The sequence below is a fragment of the Pseudomonas sp. ATCC PTA-122608 genome (assembly GCF_001952855.1).
Classification (GTDB): domain Bacteria; phylum Pseudomonadota; class Gammaproteobacteria; order Pseudomonadales; family Pseudomonadaceae; genus Aquipseudomonas.
In genome coordinates this window covers 106185-121646 of the sequence record NZ_LPNO01000010.1, presented here as the reverse complement: position 1 = coordinate 121646, position 15462 = coordinate 106185, and the positions used below count along the sequence as shown (strand labels likewise).

The 15462-nt window shown below is 59.8% G+C and carries 16 protein-coding genes; 8 read left to right on the top strand and 8 right to left on the bottom strand.

Annotation, left to right across the window (positions count from 1 at the left end; genetic code table 11):
- Both AU074_RS11340 and AU074_RS11335 read left to right on the top strand, forming a co-directional pair.
- Complete coding sequence (locus AU074_RS11340) at positions 1-777, top strand: class II glutamine amidotransferase (protein WP_003210683.1); 777 nt, start codon at positions 1-3, stop codon at positions 775-777.
- 11 nt (positions 778-788) lie between these two features.
- Positions 789-1331, top strand: coding sequence for a DUF2937 family protein (locus tag AU074_RS11335; protein ID WP_017479178.1), 543 nt, complete (start codon positions 789-791; stop codon positions 1329-1331).
- Between the two features lie 110 nt (positions 1332-1441).
- Here the strand turns inward: AU074_RS11335 and AU074_RS11330 are convergent, their stop codons facing one another.
- The gene (locus tag AU074_RS11330; protein ID WP_076014804.1) at positions 1442-2380 is read right to left on the bottom strand and encodes a LysR family transcriptional regulator; all 939 of its coding nucleotides are present in this window, start codon (positions 2378-2380) and stop codon (positions 1442-1444) included.
- 176 nt (positions 2381-2556) lie between these two features.
- Here AU074_RS11330 and AU074_RS11325 point away from each other — a divergent pair, with 176 nt between their 5' ends.
- From AU074_RS11325 to AU074_RS11315, 3 genes are read left to right on the top strand one after another with little or no spacing between them, the layout of a single operon-like run.
- Entirely contained in the window at positions 2557-3300 is a 744-nt protein-coding gene (locus AU074_RS11325) for a 5-oxoprolinase subunit PxpA (RefSeq protein WP_076014803.1), read from the top strand.
- The gene (locus AU074_RS11320; protein ID WP_076014802.1) at positions 3297-4001 is read left to right on the top strand and encodes an allophanate hydrolase subunit 1; all 705 of its coding nucleotides are present in this window, start codon (positions 3297-3299) and stop codon (positions 3999-4001) included. Before AU074_RS11325 ends, AU074_RS11320 begins: the two co-directional genes overlap by 4 nt.
- Complete coding sequence (locus AU074_RS11315) at positions 3998-4921, top strand: biotin-dependent carboxyltransferase family protein (RefSeq protein WP_076014801.1); 924 nt, start codon at positions 3998-4000, stop codon at positions 4919-4921. Before AU074_RS11320 ends, AU074_RS11315 begins: the two co-directional genes overlap by 4 nt.
- Before the next feature lie 136 nt (positions 4922-5057).
- Here the strand turns inward: AU074_RS11315 and AU074_RS11310 are convergent, their stop codons facing one another.
- The 3 genes from AU074_RS11310 to AU074_RS11300 all read right to left on the bottom strand — a co-directional run bounded on the left by AU074_RS11310 (position 5058) and on the right by AU074_RS11300 (position 8406).
- Positions 5058-6236, bottom strand: a complete 1179-nt coding sequence (locus AU074_RS11310; RefSeq protein ID WP_003210689.1) for a VWA domain-containing protein — start codon at positions 6234-6236, stop codon at positions 5058-5060.
- Between the two features lie 11 nt (positions 6237-6247).
- On the bottom strand, positions 6248-7093 hold the full coding sequence (locus tag AU074_RS11305; RefSeq protein WP_003189627.1) for a MoxR family ATPase: 846 nt from the start codon (positions 7091-7093) through the stop codon (positions 6248-6250).
- Positions 7094-7329: 236 nt separating this feature from the next.
- Complete coding sequence (locus AU074_RS11300) at positions 7330-8406, bottom strand: DUF748 domain-containing protein (protein WP_076014800.1); 1077 nt, start codon at positions 8404-8406, stop codon at positions 7330-7332.
- A 123-nt stretch (positions 8407-8529) separates the two neighbouring features.
- On the opposite strand from AU074_RS11300, the gene cysK reads away from it, so the two are divergent.
- On the top strand, positions 8530-9504 hold the full coding sequence (cysK, locus tag AU074_RS11295; protein WP_063032516.1) for a cysteine synthase A: 975 nt from the start codon (positions 8530-8532) through the stop codon (positions 9502-9504).
- Positions 9505-9690: 186 nt separating this feature from the next.
- Positions 9691-10629 (top strand): aspartyl/asparaginyl beta-hydroxylase domain-containing protein, encoded by a 939-nt coding sequence (locus AU074_RS11290; protein ID WP_076014799.1) that lies wholly within the window; start codon positions 9691-9693, stop codon positions 10627-10629.
- A 43-nt stretch (positions 10630-10672) separates the two neighbouring features.
- Here AU074_RS11290 and AU074_RS34045 read toward each other — a convergent pair whose 3' ends face one another.
- Positions 10673-10846: a hypothetical protein gene (locus AU074_RS34045; RefSeq protein WP_159442631.1), complete on the bottom strand. Its 174-nt coding sequence runs from the start codon at positions 10844-10846 to the stop codon at positions 10673-10675.
- Between the two features lie 43 nt (positions 10847-10889).
- Positions 10890-11432: a hypothetical protein gene (locus AU074_RS11285; protein WP_076014798.1), complete on the bottom strand. Its 543-nt coding sequence runs from the start codon at positions 11430-11432 to the stop codon at positions 10890-10892.
- A 447-nt stretch (positions 11433-11879) separates the two neighbouring features.
- Here AU074_RS11285 and AU074_RS11280 point away from each other — a divergent pair, with 447 nt between their 5' ends.
- Positions 11880-12740, top strand: a complete 861-nt coding sequence (locus tag AU074_RS11280) for a DMT family transporter (protein WP_076014797.1) — start codon at positions 11880-11882, stop codon at positions 12738-12740.
- Between the two features lie 109 nt (positions 12741-12849).
- Here the strand turns inward: AU074_RS11280 and AU074_RS11275 are convergent, their stop codons facing one another.
- Both AU074_RS11275 and AU074_RS11270 read right to left on the bottom strand, forming a co-directional pair.
- On the bottom strand, positions 12850-13746 hold the full coding sequence (locus AU074_RS11275; RefSeq protein ID WP_076014796.1) for a DMT family transporter: 897 nt from the start codon (positions 13744-13746) through the stop codon (positions 12850-12852).
- Positions 13747-13818: 72 nt separating this feature from the next.
- Positions 13819-15429 (bottom strand): methyl-accepting chemotaxis protein, encoded by a 1611-nt coding sequence (locus tag AU074_RS11270; protein ID WP_371916624.1) that lies wholly within the window; start codon positions 15427-15429, stop codon positions 13819-13821.
- Between the last annotated feature and the right edge of the window lie 33 nt (positions 15430-15462).

Genomic DNA, 15462 nt, shown 5'->3' with positions numbered 1-15462 from the left:
ATGTGTGAATTATTGGGCATGAGTGCCAACGTACCGACCGATATCGTCTTCAGCTTTACCGGGCTGATGCAGCGCGGCGGACGCACCGGCCCCCACCGCGACGGTTGGGGCATCGCCTTCTACGAAGGCCGCGGCCTGCGGTTGTTCCAGGACCCGGCGGCCAGCAGCGAATCGGAAGTCGCGCTGCTGGTGCAGCGTTATCCCATCAAGAGTGAAGTGGTGATTGGCCATATCCGCCAGGCCAATGTCGGCAAGGTGTGCCTGTCCAATACCCACCCGTTCGTGCGTGAACTGTGGGGCCGCAACTGGTGCTTCGCGCATAACGGCCAACTGGCGGACTTCAACCCCCGCGCCACGTTCTACCGCCCGGTGGGCGATACCGACAGCGAAGCGGCGTTCTGCGATTTGCTCAACCGTGTCCGCGAAGCGTTTCCGGAGCCGGTGGACATCGAACAGGTGCTGCCGGACCTGATCGCCGCCTGCAGCGAATACCGCAGCAAGGGCGTGTTCAATTGCCTGCTCAGCGACGGTGACTGGCTGTTCTGCTATTGCTCGACCAAACTGGCACAGATCACCCGGCGTGCGCCGTTTGGCCCCGCGCGGTTGAAAGATGTCGACGTGATCGTCGATTTTCAGGCCGAAACCACGCCTAATGATGTGGTGACGGTGATTGCCACCGAACCCCTGACCGAAAACGAGACCTGGACCCGCTACGAACCGGGCCAGTGGAGCCTGTGGCGACGCGGCGAATGTGTCAGCCAAGGCAAAACGGAATAAGGACGTCGAATATGTTGCTCAGCTATTTGCGACTGGTGTTGTTTGCCGTGGGTCTGTTGGTCGGTGTGCAGGTACCGGGGTTTATCAGTGACTACGCCAAGCGCGTCGAAGCCCACCTGATCGAGGCCCAGACCGGCCTGCGTGGCTTTGATGCCACGGCGCAGCAGTTCTTCAACGGTGACTTGCAGGCGCTGGTGGCCCACTACCGTGCCAGTGACGACCCGGTTTTTCGCAGCGATGCCAACAGCCTGGGCACGTTGCTCGACCGCCAGGTGGCGCTGGATAAACAGTTCCAGGCGATGCAGGGCCCGTGGTACATCCGCGCGCTGCAAGTGGCCGTGGCCGCCGACCCGGCGATTCGCCAGGAAACCTGGAACGGCTACAGCTACATGCTGTTGCTGACCCCGGAAGCCATGGGCTGGGGCCTGGGCGGCGCGATGCTGTTGTCGTTTGGCCTGGAATGCCTGTTCCGCCTGATCGACTGGGTGGTGTTGGGCGGCAAGCGCCTACGCCAGAGCCGGCCGATTGAAGAGCGGGACCTCAAGGGGCTTTAAAGGCTGACGCGGTCAAATTGTGGGAGCGGGCTTGCTCGCGAATGCGGTGCGTCAGTGACATATAGGTTGGCTGGTACACCGCATTCGCGAGCAAGCCCGCTCCCACAGTTTTAAATCGGTTCCTTCAGTGGCATGGGTTTGCTCAGCACCATCAAACCCTCGCCGACCTTCTGCGCATACCGCCCCACCACGCTCTGGCACAGCGCCACAATCTCCTCCACCAATTCCACGCCCACTCGCCACGACACCACCACTTGCAGGTTCGGCGGTCGTTGTTCCATGGGTAGCATGGTCAATTCTCCTCGTGCCAGCTCTTCGCTGACCAATACGGGCGGGAACGCACCAATCCCGAACCCGTCCCGCAGCAGGCGGGTGATCGCTGATACCGAGTTCACACAGTTCATCCGTGGGGCGGATACGCCGTTAGCCTGCATCAGGCTGAGCACATCCTGGTGCGGACAGGAGTTTTTCGAGTAGGTGATGATGCGCTCCTGGGCCAGTTCGGCGAGGGACGCGTAGTCACGGTTGTAGATCGAGTGGCTGGCGACGATCCAGCCCATTGGGTGGCTGGCCAGTTCCAGGCTGCGCAAGGTTTCCTGGCGCAGCAGGTCGGTTTGCAGGATCAGGTCGAGAAAGCCTTTTTGCAACTGATCGCAGAGGTTCAGCGCGGTATCGGCGACCAACTCGATTTCTACCCGCGGAAAGTTGTCCGTCAGTTCTGCCACCAGCGCGCTCAGCCAGGTGTGGATCACCGTGTCCATCACCCCGATGCGGATGCGCCCGACCTTGCTGCTGGTGGTTTCCAGGGACTGCTTGAGCCCTTGCATGGTCGCCATCATCTGCTCGGCATAATCGAGCACCTTCAAGCCTTCCGGCGTCAGGCTCACACCTCGGGAATCGCGCAGGAACAGCTTCACCCCCAATTCGCTTTCCAACACGGCGATGCGGCTGGAGATCGAGGCCTGGGTAGTGAACAGCTTCTCTGCCGTGAGGCGAAAGCTCTTGAGCTTGGCCACCCAGACGAAGGTTTCGAGGAACTTCAAATTCATGGGATCAACTTTTCTTATGCATGGATTGTTTTTTATTAGTTGGACGCAGCGTGCCGCAACCGCCAAAAATCGAGCTGTCTCACGATAAGCGTCGTTGGGGCTCGGGACAACATCGTTGCGAGATCTTGGTAAAAGATCCCACACTACAAAAAAATAAAGCCTACAGGAGCCCTACCGTGAGCCGCCTGCTATTGAACTGCGACATCGGCGAAAGCTTTGGCAACTGGACCTTGGGTCTGGACGCCGAGGTCATGCCGTTCATTGACTGCGCCAACGTTGCCTGCGGTTTTCATGCGGGCGACCCGAGCATCATGCGCAAGACCGTCAGCCTGGCCTTCGAGCATGGCGTGCAGGTGGGTGCGCACCCGGCGTACCAGGACCTGGTGGGTTTCGGCCGCCGTTCCATGGCCTACACCCCACAGGAAATCCAGGACCTGTTGCATTATCAGATTGGCGCCCTCGACGGCATTTGCCGGGCTCAGGGTGGGCGGGTCAGCTACGTCAAACCCCATGGTGCGATGTACAACGACATGATGGCCAAGCCGGCGCAATTGCGCGCGGTGATCCAGGCCGTGGCGGCCTACGACGCCAGCCTGCCCTTGATGCTGATGGCCACCCGCGACAACAGCGCCGCCCAGGCCCTGGGTGACGAATATGGCGTGACCCTGTGGTTCGAAGCCTTCGCCGACCGTGCCTATGACAGTGCCGGGCATCTGGTCTCCCGCCAGTTGCCGGGGGCGGTGCATCACGATCCGGAAAAGATCATCCAGCAAGCCTTGATCATTGCTCGCGGTGAGCACCTGGTCGCCAGCGACGGCAGCCCGTTGCACCTGCAGGCCAATACCTTGTGTGTACACGGCGATAACGCCAGCTCGGTGGCCGCCGTGCAGCGCATCCGCGAGGCGTTGACCCCAGCATGAAACCACGGATTGAAGTCGTAGCCATCGACAGCCTGATGGTGCGCCTGTTTGATGTGATCGCCGAAGACAACATGCCCTGGATGCTCGCCGCCACCCGCCGTTTGCGGGAAGGTTTTGGCGCGGCGCTGGTGGACCTGGTGCCGTCCTACACGACCCTGATGGTGCATTACGACCTGATGGCGCTGAGCCCGGCCCAGGCGCGGGAGCTGATCGATCAGGCGCTTAAAGCACTGCAACCAGAGCCCAAGGGGAGCGGGCAATGCCATGTGTTGCCGGTCTGGTATGACTTGAGTGTCGGCCCCGAGCTGCCGTTACTCGCCCAGCGCAGTGGGCTGGCGGTGGAGGAGGTGATCCGCCGCCACAGCCAGCACGAGTACCAGGTCTTCGCCTTGGGCTTTGCCCCGGGGTTTGCCTTTATGGGCCTGGTGGACGAACTGCTCGCAGCACCTCGGCTCAATACGCCGCGCAAGCGGGTGGCGGCGGGCAGCGTGGGGATCGCCGAGCGGCAAACGGCGGCCTATCCGGTGGTATCGCCGGGCGGCTGGAACCTGATCGGCCGCACACCGGCCAAGCTGTTTGATCGAGAGCGCGAGGGCTACAGCCTGATGCAGCCGGGGGACACCGTGCGTTACGAAGCGGTCAGCCATAGCGAATTCATCAACCTGGGTGGCGATGACACACCGTTGGAGGCCCAGGCATGAGCCGCTTGTTGATCGAGGCCAGCACCCCGCTGTGCCTGTTGCAGGACGCCGGACGTTTTGGTGTGAGGCATTTGGGTGTGACCCAGGGCGGCGCACTGGATTGGGTGTCGATGTCGTGGGCCAATTGGATGCTGGGCAACTCTCTGGATGCGCCTGTGGTGGAAATCACTTTGGGTGGTTTCACCGTGCAGGCCGAGGATTACTGTCTGCTGGCATTGGCCGGGGCGGATTTGGGCGCTTATGTCGATGAAAGAGCGATCAGCCCGGGGCGCACCTTTATTCTGCAAAAAGGCCAGCGATTGCGTTTTACCCAGCCGTTCAGCGGCGCGCGGGCTTACCTGGCCGCGCCGGGCGGGTTTGATGCGCCGCAGGTTCTGGGCAGTTGCGCCACGGTGGCGCGTGAAGAACTGGGTGGGCTGGATGGCTTTGGCCGCGCGCTGGCGGAGGGCGGGCAACTGGCGTACTCAGGTGTGGGCGGCGCGATGCGGGAGTTGTCCGCCGGGCAATTGCCGAAACTGGATTCGAAGGCGCCACTGGAGGTCATCCTCGGGGCGCAGATCGGCCAGTTCGGCGGGCAGAGTCTGTTTGATGTGTTCAACAGCGAATGGACCCTCGACAGCCGCGCCGACCGCATGGGCATGCGCTTGTTGGGTACGCCGCTGGAATATCAGGGGCCGTCGCTGATTTCGGAAGGCATCCCGCTGGGCGCGATCCAGGTGCCACCGGATGGGCAGCCGATCGTGTTGCTCAATGACCGGCAGACCATTGGCGGTTATCCGCGACTGGGGGCGTTGACGCCATTGGCGCTGGCACGGCTGGCCCAGTGTTTGCCGGGGGAGAAAGTGAGGTTGGCGCCGGTGGTGCAGGAGACGGCGCATCGGCAGCAGGTGGAGTATTTACGCCGCTTCGCCAGAAACTAAAGGCCACCGCAGGACAAAGTGTGGGAGCGGGCTTGCTCGTGAAGGCGGTGTATCAGCCAATATATCCGGTGACTGACACCGCGCTTTCGCGAGCAAGCCCGCTCCCACATTTGTTCGTGGTTGCCTGGGAAACGGGTTACTTCGACAAAAAGCGCATCCCTTCCTCAAGCCCACGCAACGTCAACGGAAACATCTGGTCCTCGATCAAGTCCCGAACAATCCCGGTGGACGCTGTATAGCCCCAAGTATCTTTCGGATACGGATTAATCCAGATCAGCTTTTTGTACTTCTCCATGAACCGCTGCATCCACACATAGCCTGGCTCTTCATTCCAATGCTCGACGCTGCCGCCGGCCTGGGTGATTTCATACGGCGCCATGGCCGCATCACCGATAAAGATCACTTTGTAGTCGGCGCCGTACTTGTGCAGCAAATCCTGGGTCGAGGTGCGTTCCGAACCCCGGCGCATGTTGTTCTTCCACACCGATTCATAAATGAAGTTGTGGAAGTAGAAATACTCCAAGTGCTTGAACTCGGTCTTGCACGCTGAGAACAGCTCTTCGCAGGTCTTCACATGGGCATCCATCGAGCCGCCGATGTCGAACAGCAACAGCAGCTTGATGGTGTTACGCCGCTCCGGGCGCATCTGGATATTCAGCAACCCGGCATCCCGCGCCGTATGGTCGATGGTGCCGTCGATGTCCAGCTCTTCCGCCGCCCCCTGACGCGCGAACTTGCGCAGGCGGCGCAGGGCGATCTTGATGTTGCGGGTGCCCAGTTCCACCGAGTCATCGAGGTTCTTGTACTCGCGCTGGTCCCAGACCTTGACCGCCTTGCCCTGGCGCTTGCCGGCATCACCCACGCGAATGCCTTCGGGGTTGAAACCGCCGGAGCCGAACGGGCTGGTACCGCCAGTGCCGATCCATTTATTACCGCCGGCGTGGCGTTCCTTTTGTTCTTCGAGGCGTTTCTTGAATTCTTCGATGAGCTTGTCGAGGCCGCCGAGGGACTGGATCTGCGCGCGCTCTTCGTCGGTCAGCGAGCGTTCGAATTCCTTGCGCAGCCAGTCTTCGGGGATCAGTGCCTGCAGGTGATCGTCGAGTTTTTCCAGGCCGTTGAAGTAGGCGCCGAAGGCCCGGTCGAACTTGTCGAAATGCCGTTCGTCCTTCACCAGGATCGCCCGGGCCAAGTAGTAAAACTCGTCCATGTCGGCGAAGGTCACCCGCTGTTTCAGCGCGTTGATCAGGTCCAGCAGCTCACGCACCGACACCGGCACCTTGGCTGCACGCATTTCATTGAACAGGTTGAGCAGCATGGCAATCGCCCTTATCGGTTACCGCGACGGCTCATGAACGCCAGGCGCTCCAGCAACTGCACGTCTTGCTCGTTCTTCACCAGGGCACCGGCCAGGGGCGGGATGGCTTTGGTAGGGTCGCGCTCGCGCAGTACGGCTTCGCCGATGTTGTCGGCCATCAGCAGCTTGAGCCAGTCGACCAGTTCGGAGGTGGACGGTTTTTTCTTCAGGCCCGGGACTTTGCGCACGTCGAAGAACACATCGAGGGCTTCGCTGACCAGGTCTTTCTTGATGTCCGGGTAGTGCACGTCGACGATCTTTTGCAGGGTGGTGCGGTCCGGAAAGGCGATGTAGTGGAAGAAGCAGCGGCGCAGGAATGCGTCCGGCAGCTCCTTCTCATTGTTGGACGTAATGATGATGATCGGGCGCTTCTTGGCCTTGATGGTCTCGTCGATTTCGTAGACGTAGAACTCCATCTTGTCGAGTTCTTGCAGCAGGTCGTTGGGGAATTCGATGTCGGCCTTGTCGATTTCATCGATCAGCAGGATGACCCGCTCCTCGGACTCAAAGGCTTCCCAGAGTTTGCCCTTTTTCAGGTAGTTGCGCACGTCGTGGACCTTGTCCACGCCCAGCTGCGAGTCCCGCAGGCGGCTGACCGCGTCGTACTCGTACAGGCCCTGATGGGCCTTGGTGGTGGACTTGATGTGCCAGGTGATCAGCCTGGCGCCAAAGGACTCGGCCAGTTGCTCGGCGAGCATGGTCTTGCCGGTGCCCGGTTCGCCCTTGACCAGCAGTGGCCGCTCCAGCGTGATGGCGGCGTTGACGGCCAGTTTCAGGTCATCGGTGGCAACGTAGGCCTGGGTGCCTTCGAACTTCATCTATCAATCCTCGAACGTGACGCCGAACGGTCCGAGACCGAAGCGGGCGAGTAATCAGCTTGCCCCGACTATACCGCGCAGCCCCGGCGACTGTGAACGCAGACGGGCTATTCAGTCTCTGAATTGTAGGAGCGAGCTTGCTCGCGAAAAACGTCAACGATGACGCGTGCATTCTGAATAAACGCGGCGCATTGGGGCTTTTCGCGAGCAAGCTCGCTCCTACAGGGGCCAATGTTTCAGTCTGCGCTGGGCTTGGGCTGTTCGTAGCGGGCGTTGAAGGCCTGGACGAAACCATTGCGCAAAATCTGCAAAAATGCCTGGAACGCGCTGATATCTTGCTGGTGAACGTTGCCACTCAGCTCCACGCGGGTGGCGAACTGGTTTTTACGCTGGTTCTTCAGCACCGTTTCGCTGACGCCGACCACCGCCTCCCAGATCGAACGGAAGATGCCCTTGTCCTTGTTCTCGACATCCTGCTGCCAGTTGAACACCTCGACATCCCGCAGCAAGGGCTTGATGTAGCCGGTCAATTGGCCTTTTTCAGCCTGGGCTTCCACCACCAGGTCGCCGTTGCCGGCACTGAAATCGAACTTGCCGTAGGCCGAGGCGAAGTCATTCATGCGCTTGAGTTCGATATCCCGGGCCCGGAAACGGAATTCGAAGTTTTCGAAATTGCTCAAGGGGTCGAACGTGGCGGTGGCTTCCAGCGGCGCCTGGCCCAAAAACAGCGCCTTGCCGTCGAAGCGCGCGTCGCGCTGGCCTTTGACGTCCACCACATTGGTCAGGTTGTAGAAGCTGGCGTTGACCTGGGTCGCGTACATATTGACCGGTGGTTTCGAGCTGAAGTTGTGGAAGGCGATTTTCCCGTCGTCGATGCGCACCTCGTTCAGGGTGATCGGCAACAGCTTGCTCAGTTGGGCCCGCCAGTCGGTGCCTTGACCTGTCTGGGATGCCTGCTTGTTGGTGCCGCCGTCGACGAAGTTCAGCTCCGGCTTGATGAACTGTGCCTCCGCCACCACTGCATGGTCGTACCACAGCGAATGCCAACTCACCGACAGGTCGATCACCGGCGCCTTCACGAACGGTACCGGCACCTTGCCGTCGACCTTGACGATCTGCAACCCGTTGATTCGATAGGCGCCGCGCCACAGCGCCAGGTCGACATCGGTGACCTGGCCGCGGTAATCGCCCATGTCGGCGAGTTTGTCATTCAGGTAATTGCGCACCAGATAGGGCAGGGCGATATCCAGGACGACCAGCAGTACCACGACCCCGACAAGGGTCCAGAGCGGCCAACTGTAGCGACGTTTCATAGGAATTTTCTCCATCCGTGTAGGCGATTGACTCCTACAGCCGCTGGACGTTCGCTTGACTGGACGCTTCGCAACACGAGGCATACCCTTGGGACCTTCCTGAAATTGCCTTAAGGACCCGTTATGAGCCGCATTTTTGCAGACAACGCGCACTCCATCGGTAACACGCCCCTGGTTCAGATCAATCGCATCGCCCCGCGTGGCGTGACTATCCTGGCCAAGATCGAAGGGCGTAACCCGGGGTATTCGGTGAAGTGCCGGATTGGCGCAAACATGATCTGGGACGCCGAAGGCAGCGGCAAACTCAAACCGGGCATGACCATTGTCGAGCCGACTTCCGGCAATACCGGGATCGGCCTGGCGTTTGTGGCTGCCGCCCGTGGCTACAAGCTGTTGCTGACCATGCCCGCCTCCATGAGCATTGAGCGACGCAAGGTGCTCAAGGCCCTCGGCGCCGAACTGGTGTTGACCGAGCCGGCCAAGGGCATGAAGGGCGCGATCGAAAAAGCCGGCGAAATCCTCGCCAGCGACCCGGCCAAGTACTTTATGCCGGCCCAGTTCGAAAACCCGGCCAACCCCGCGATCCACGAGAAAACCACCGGTCCGGAAATCTGGAATGACACCGACGGCGCGGTAGACGTGCTGGTGGCGGGCGTGGGCACTGGCGGCACCATCACTGGTGTGTCGCGCTATATCAAAAACACCCAGGGCAAGCCGATCTTGTCGGTCGCGGTGGAACCGATCAGCTCGCCGGTGATTACCCAGGCGCTGGCCGGTGAAGAGATCAAGCCCAGCCCCCACAAGATCCAGGGCATTGGCGCCGGGTTTGTGCCGAAAAACCTCGACCTCTCGATGGTCGACCGGGTCGAACTGGTCAGCGACGAAGAGTCCAAGGCCATGGCGTTGCGCTTGATGCAGGAGGAGGGAATTTTGTGCGGTATCTCCTGCGGCGCGGCAATGGCCGTGGCGGTGCGCCTGGCAGAGAAGCCGGAAATGCAGGGCAAGACCATCGTGGTGGTGCTGCCGGACTCCGGTGAACGTTACCTGTCGAGCATGTTGTTCGCCGATTTGTTTACCGATCAGGAAAACCAGGCTTGATTCAAATCAGCGCGATAGCGCGGCCCTTATGCATAATTGGCCCGTTATCGCGCACCGCTAGATGCTGATTGTTGGAGTGCGCGGGTTTTTCCCGAGGCCCGGAGTGTTTATCATGGCCGGCTGCTACGTCTGGTTTCCCCATAACGGGAGGCTAATGGCCAGACGCCTATTTCCAGGAGTTGCTGCATGACCTTTTCTTTGGCCGCCAAACTGTCGGTGTTGCTGCTGTTCATCGGCAGCACGCTGTATGTGCATTTGCGTGGCAAGGCCCGTTTGCCGATGTTGCGTCAGTTCGTCAACCATTCGGCGCTGTTCGCCCCGTATAACGCCTTGATGTACATCTTTTCCGCCGTGCCGTCCAAGCCGTACCTGGACCGCAGCAAGTTTCCGGAGCTGGACGTGCTCAAGGACAACTGGGAAGTGATTCGCGAAGAGGCCATGCACCTGTTTGACGAGGGCTACATCCGCGCGGCCGAGAAGAACAACGACGCCGGTTTCGGTTCGTTCTTCAAGAAGGGCTGGAAGCGTTTCTACCTCAAGTGGTACGACAAACCGTTACCGTCGGCTGAATTGCTGTGCCCGAAAACCGTGGCCCTGGTCAGCAGCATTCCCAACGTCAAGGGAGCGATGTTTGCCCTGTTGCCCGGTGGTAGCCACCTCAACCCGCACCGTGACCCGTTTGCCGGTTCCCTGCGTTACCACCTGGGGCTGTCCACGCCCAACTCCGACGACTGCCGCATCTTCGTCGACGGCCAGGTGTATGCCTGGCGTGACGGTGAAGACGTGATGTTCGACGAGACCTACGTGCACTGGGTGAAGAACGAAACCGAGCACACCCGGGTGATCCTGTTCTGCGACATCGAACGCCCGCTGAGCAGCCGCGTGATGACGCGCATCAACCGTTGGGTCAGCGCCCAGTTGGGCCGCGCTACCGCGCCGCAGAACCTGGATGATGAACGCGTTGGCGGGATCAACCAGGCGTATGCCTGGAGCAAGCGCTTCAGCGACAGCTTCAGCGGCGTGGTCAAGCAGTGGAAGCGCAAGCATCCGAAGGCTTATCGCATCCTGCGGCCGGTGCTGGCGGTGGTGGTGCTGACGGCGTTGGGGTATTGGTTGTTTGGTTAAGGCTTTTACAGGCATAAAAAAACCGCTCGATTGAGCGGTTTTTTTATGCTTTTGATTTGTCGGGGTTGCCCGCTAAAAGGCTGGGCTCATCAACGCTGGTCGTCATGGCTGCACTGAGAAAACGACGCTGATTGGCGGTCAGTGCTGGTGCTCCAGGCTCTTTTATTAGCTTCGATGATGATTTCTGGGTGACGGAGTTTTTAGGAGCTGCTCCCATATTAGCCTCCACTGTTGATCAATAATTGAGCATGGTGACGATGCTAAGCCTTCTCTACTGCTATCACAAGCCTCCCTTGGGAGTCGAAGTCAAAGCCAAGATTCCTATAAACGGGAATTGCACCAGGCGCGGGTTCTTGAATCTCTATCCACTGACTGCCAATGATCTGTGCGTAATGATCAACGGCGATCATCGTCAGCGCAGCGATACGGCTTTTCAATGGATGGGTTTTTCCGGGTTTTCCTTCTAGTCGGATGATTTTGATCCGCAACCGACTTTGATTTGGGTTGGCAAAGCACAATCCACATAATTCGACGTCGAACCAAATAGACAAGTCAAACGCCAGTGGCTCATGTGCTTTCCACGCTGCAATCTCCTCCCAGTAAAAGTGTGAGGCTTCAGCCCATTCTTGATAGGCAATCAATGCCTCGGTGTTGATGGGTTCAAATCGCACCTTGGTCAAGTCGACGTCATTGCTTTCCTCCTGTTTAAGGGCTTCGTACCACTGCTCTGTAGAGGCTTTCGCAAGGTGTAGCGCCTTTGAGCGGTATAGCTGATAGCGCAGAGAGTCACGTTTTTTTGGCATTGGTCATCATGAGTTAGAAGCCCCCCGGATTCGGAGCGAATTGGTTTTTCCCAAGGCTAGTGGCGTTGACCCAGGCTGTCCTTACTTGCCTTTTGGCGAAGTCATTGCAAAGCATGTCCCCAGCTGGTTATAGTCGGCCGCAGGTGTTTTCAGACACCTTGTTCATCCCCTCAAAAAAGATCAGCACATGCCAGCTTCCTTACGCATAGCGGTAGTCGATTCAGCGGTCAACGCTGCGGTCGTGCCGTGCGGGAGCCAGCAGCCTGCGCAGATCAGTCACTACCCCCCACCTGTCAGTAGCACGCCGGTGTACGCAGTCGTATCACCGCCGGGTGTTGGCATTTCGGGCTGATCAGCTGATTGCTGTTTCCCTGTGCCCGCCTGAAAAAACCTACTGAATTTCAGCCTTTGCTGAGTTGGCTTTTTGCCTGATTACAGGTGGTATCCATGTCTGTTCTTTCGAAACAATCCGTGGCCGCGGCGGCCTCGACGAGCCTGTTTGTCTTGCTGTGGAGCAGCGGGGCGATTTTCTCCAAATGGGGCCTGGCCCACGCTTCGCCCTTTGCGTTTTTGCTGATCCGTTTTGCCATCGCCCTGGCGGGGTTGGTGATACTGGTTCCGATCCTCAAGCTGAAGTTGCCGCGCCCTGGCAGGCCGATGCTCTACGCGGCGGCCACCGGGCTGGTGCTTTTGGGGGCCTACCAGATTTTCTATCTGCTGGCCCTGGACCTCAAAGTCACCCCCGGCATGATGGCAACCATCATGGGTGTGCAGCCGATCCTGACCGTGGTGTTGATGGAGCGTCAGCGTTCCTGGAGCCGGATGTTCGGCCTGGCGCTGGGGTTGGCGGGGTTGATCATGGTGGTGTATCAGGGCATCGGCATGTCCGGCATGTCACTGGCGGGCATGCTCTTTGGTCTGTTGGCCCTGGCCAGCATGACCTTTGGCTCGATCATGCAGAAGCGCATCACCGATAACCCGCTGGGCACGCTGCCGGTGCAGTACTTCGCAGGCTTGTTGTTGTGCTCGGTGTTTGTGCCGTTCCAGCCGTTCCACTTTGAACACAGCAGCGGCTTTTTCGTGCCGGTACTGTGGATGGGCTTGGTGGTGTCGCTGCTGGCGACGCTGTTGCTGTACCGGCTGATCGCTAGGGGCAACCTGGTGAATGTCACCAGTTTGTTCTATCTGGTGCCCGCGGTGACGGCGGTGATGGATTACCTGATCTTCGGCAACAAGCTGGCAATCCTGAGCTTGCTGGGGATGGGCCTGATCATTGTCGGATTGGCTTTTGTGTTCCGTAAGAGCTGATCAACCCCTGCCTTTGTAGGAGCGAGCTAGCTCGCGAAAAACGTCAAGGCGCCGCGTTCATTCAGACACGGCGCGTTATCGTTGACGTCCATCGCGAGCAAGCTCGCTCCTACAAGGATTTAGCCAATTTCCCCGGCCGAAGCACCAGCCACAACGCCCCCGCTATCAGCAGCCCGCCATACAGATGCGCCATGGACAGCGGCTCATCCAGAAGCAATGCACCCCATAACACCCCGAACGGCGGAATCATGAAGGTCACGGTCATCGACTTAACGGGCCCAATGGACGTCAGCAAGCGGAAGTACAGGATGTAGGCAAACGCCGTACACACCAGTCCCAATCCCAACAAAGACAACCACACAGGCCAGCCACCCCAACTGACCGGTGGGTGGCTGATGGCACTCCAGGCAAACAGCGGTAGCAGAAACAGCGTGGCCCCGAGCATGCTGCCCAAGGCCGCGAGGCGGCTGTCCAACCCGCCCCTTTGATCGAGCCAGCGCCTTGCCAAGAAGCCCGCAAAGCCATAACAGGTAGTCGCCAACAGGCACGCCAGCGCGCCCATCAGCAGTTCCATGTCGAAGGCCACCGGCCCGGCGCGGGTCAGGATGCCCACACCGAACAGCCCCAGGCACACCCCGGCAATTTTCGACGGCGTCAGGCGCTCACTGAAAAACAGCCCGCCAATCAGCACGCCCATCAGCGGCGTCGTCGCATTGAAGATCGCCGAGTAACCGGCCGGCAGCACTTGGGCCGCCACCGAATACATAGTCGCGGGAATCCCCGAGTTGATGACGCCCAACAACAGGACCGTCTTGAACTTGCCCTGGAAATCCCAACTCACCCGCATCATGGCGAGGATCACCAGCAGCCCGGTGGCGGCAATCGACACCCGGAAAAATGCCGTAGGAATGGTGCCGATTTCCGGTGCGATTATTCGCATGAACAAAAAACTCGCGCCCCAGATAGCGGCCAGCACCAACAGGTGCAGGGTGTCGACAGGTCTCACGGAAAAACTCCTGTTTGATAAGGACGGAAGTGTTGCCCACGGACCTGTCTGACACAATCGCTAATACATGTTTTACAGCACGAAACGCGTCACCAAGCCATTGAGGTCCACCGCCAACCGCGACAGTTCCTGGCTGGCCGCCGAGGTCTGGGTGGCACCGGCGGCGGTTTGCGTCGACAGGTCCCGAATGTTCACCAGGCTGCGGTCCACCTCTCGGGCCACCAGTGCCTGCTGCTCGGCGGCGCTGGCGATCACCAGGTTGCGCTGGCTGATCTGCGAGATCGCCGCGGTGATTTTCTCCAGTGCACTGCCGGCGCTGTTGGCCCGCTGCAAGGTCTGGCCGGCGTGTTCGGCGCTGCTGTTCAAGGCACCGACGGTGTCCTGGGTGCCTTGCTGGATACCGTTGATCATCTGCTCGATTTCTTCGGTGGAGTCCTGGGTGCGTTGCGCCAGGGAGCGCACTTCGTCTGCCACCACGGCAAAACCGCGACCGGCCTCGCCTGCGCGGGCCGCCTCAATCGCCGCGTTGAGCGCCAGCAGGTTGGTCTGGCCGGCAATCCCGCGAATCACTTCCAGTACCTTGCTGATGTCCTGGGCCTGCACCGCCAGGCCTTCGGCCTTGGTCGAGGCCTCGAGCACTTCGTCCACAAGGTTCTGGATCGAGCTGATGGTTTCGCTGATCTGGTAGTGGCCGTGCTTGCTGTCTTCGTCGGAGGCCTTGGACGCTTCGGCGCTGGACACCGCATTGCCCGCCACTTCGTCCACTGCCGCGCTCATCTGCGTCACTGCGGTGGCAGCCAGTTCGATTTCATCGTTCTGCGCCTGCAGGCCGCGGGTGCTCTGTTCCATCACCGAACTCATCTCTTCGGCCGCCGAGGCCAACTGCTGCGACGATTCGCTAATGCCACGGATGGTGTCCTGCAGGTTGGTCTGCATGGTGGCCAATGCGGTGAGCAATTGCGCCGGCTCATCCTTCCCTTCCACGACGATCGGCCGGCTCAGGTCGCCGGACGCGATGGTGCGGGCCACCGTCAGTGCCTGGCCAATGGGCGTGGTGATGCTGCGGGTCAGCAGCCAGGCCAGCAGTAATGTTGCCATCAGGGCGGTGACGATGATGCTGCCGACCACCCATTGGGCGCTGGTGTACATCTGCGCCGCCGACGTTGCGGCGTCTTCCACACCTTTTTGGTTGAAGGTGATCATATCTTCCAGGCTTTTATTGAGGACCATGCCTTGGGGCGCCAGGCGGCTGTTGAGCAGGTCCATGGCGTTTTGCTGCTGGTCCTGGTCGACCAGTTGAATCATCTGGGCGACGATCGTCATATAGCTCGCAACGTTGGCTTTCAACTGCTTGAGCAGGTCGCGTTCTTGCTCGTTGCTCAGCAGGGTTTCGTGACGGTTCAGCAGCTCTTCAAGGTCGCCGCGCTGGCGGGTGATCAGGTTTCTGCTGTTGTCACGCACCCGGGACTCGTCGGTGGTGAGCAAGCGCAACGCTTCCAGGCGGATGCTGGCGACATAGGCGGCGCTGTCGTGAATGTTTTCAATGCTTGGCATCCACGATTCTTCGATGATCAGCGCGCTTTCCCGCAGTTTGGCCATCTGGCCTAAACCAAACAGGCCGACCACGATCAACAGGCTGGCCAAAACCCCAAAACTCAGACCGGCGCGCAGACCGATCCCCATATTCCTCAATGACATCTCAATGCTCCTTGGGCG

Excerpts from the sequence above, each read along its gene's own strand:
- AU074_RS11330 (WP_076014804.1), bottom strand. The coding sequence starts at position 2,380 with ATGAATTTGAAGTTCCTCGAAACCTTCGTCTGGGTGGCCAAGCTCAAG.
- AU074_RS11280 (WP_076014797.1), top strand. The coding sequence starts at position 11,880 with ATGTCTGTTCTTTCGAAACAATCCGTGGCCGCGGCGGCCTCGACGAGC.
- cysK (WP_063032516.1), top strand. The coding sequence starts at position 8,530 with ATGAGCCGCATTTTTGCAGACAACGCGCACTCCATCGGTAACACGCCC.
- AU074_RS11340 (WP_003210683.1), top strand. The coding sequence starts at position 1 with ATGTGTGAATTATTGGGCATGAGTGCCAACGTACCGACCGATATCGTC.
- AU074_RS11315 (WP_076014801.1), top strand. The coding sequence starts at position 3,998 with ATGAGCCGCTTGTTGATCGAGGCCAGCACCCCGCTGTGCCTGTTGCAG.
- AU074_RS11300 (WP_076014800.1), bottom strand. The coding sequence starts at position 8,406 with ATGAAACGTCGCTACAGTTGGCCGCTCTGGACCCTTGTCGGGGTCGTG.
- AU074_RS11335 (WP_017479178.1), top strand. The coding sequence starts at position 789 with ATGTTGCTCAGCTATTTGCGACTGGTGTTGTTTGCCGTGGGTCTGTTG.
- AU074_RS11270 (WP_371916624.1), bottom strand. The coding sequence starts at position 15,429 with ATGGGGATCGGTCTGCGCGCCGGTCTGAGTTTTGGGGTTTTGGCCAGC.
- AU074_RS11290 (WP_076014799.1), top strand. The coding sequence starts at position 9,691 with ATGACCTTTTCTTTGGCCGCCAAACTGTCGGTGTTGCTGCTGTTCATC.
- AU074_RS11305 (WP_003189627.1), bottom strand. The coding sequence starts at position 7,093 with ATGAAGTTCGAAGGCACCCAGGCCTACGTTGCCACCGATGACCTGAAA.
- AU074_RS11310 (WP_003210689.1), bottom strand. The coding sequence starts at position 6,236 with ATGCTGCTCAACCTGTTCAATGAAATGCGTGCAGCCAAGGTGCCGGTG.
- AU074_RS34045 (WP_159442631.1), bottom strand. The coding sequence starts at position 10,846 with ATGGGAGCAGCTCCTAAAAACTCCGTCACCCAGAAATCATCATCGAAG.
- AU074_RS11285 (WP_076014798.1), bottom strand. The coding sequence starts at position 11,432 with ATGCCAAAAAAACGTGACTCTCTGCGCTATCAGCTATACCGCTCAAAG.
- AU074_RS11320 (WP_076014802.1), top strand. The coding sequence starts at position 3,297 with ATGAAACCACGGATTGAAGTCGTAGCCATCGACAGCCTGATGGTGCGC.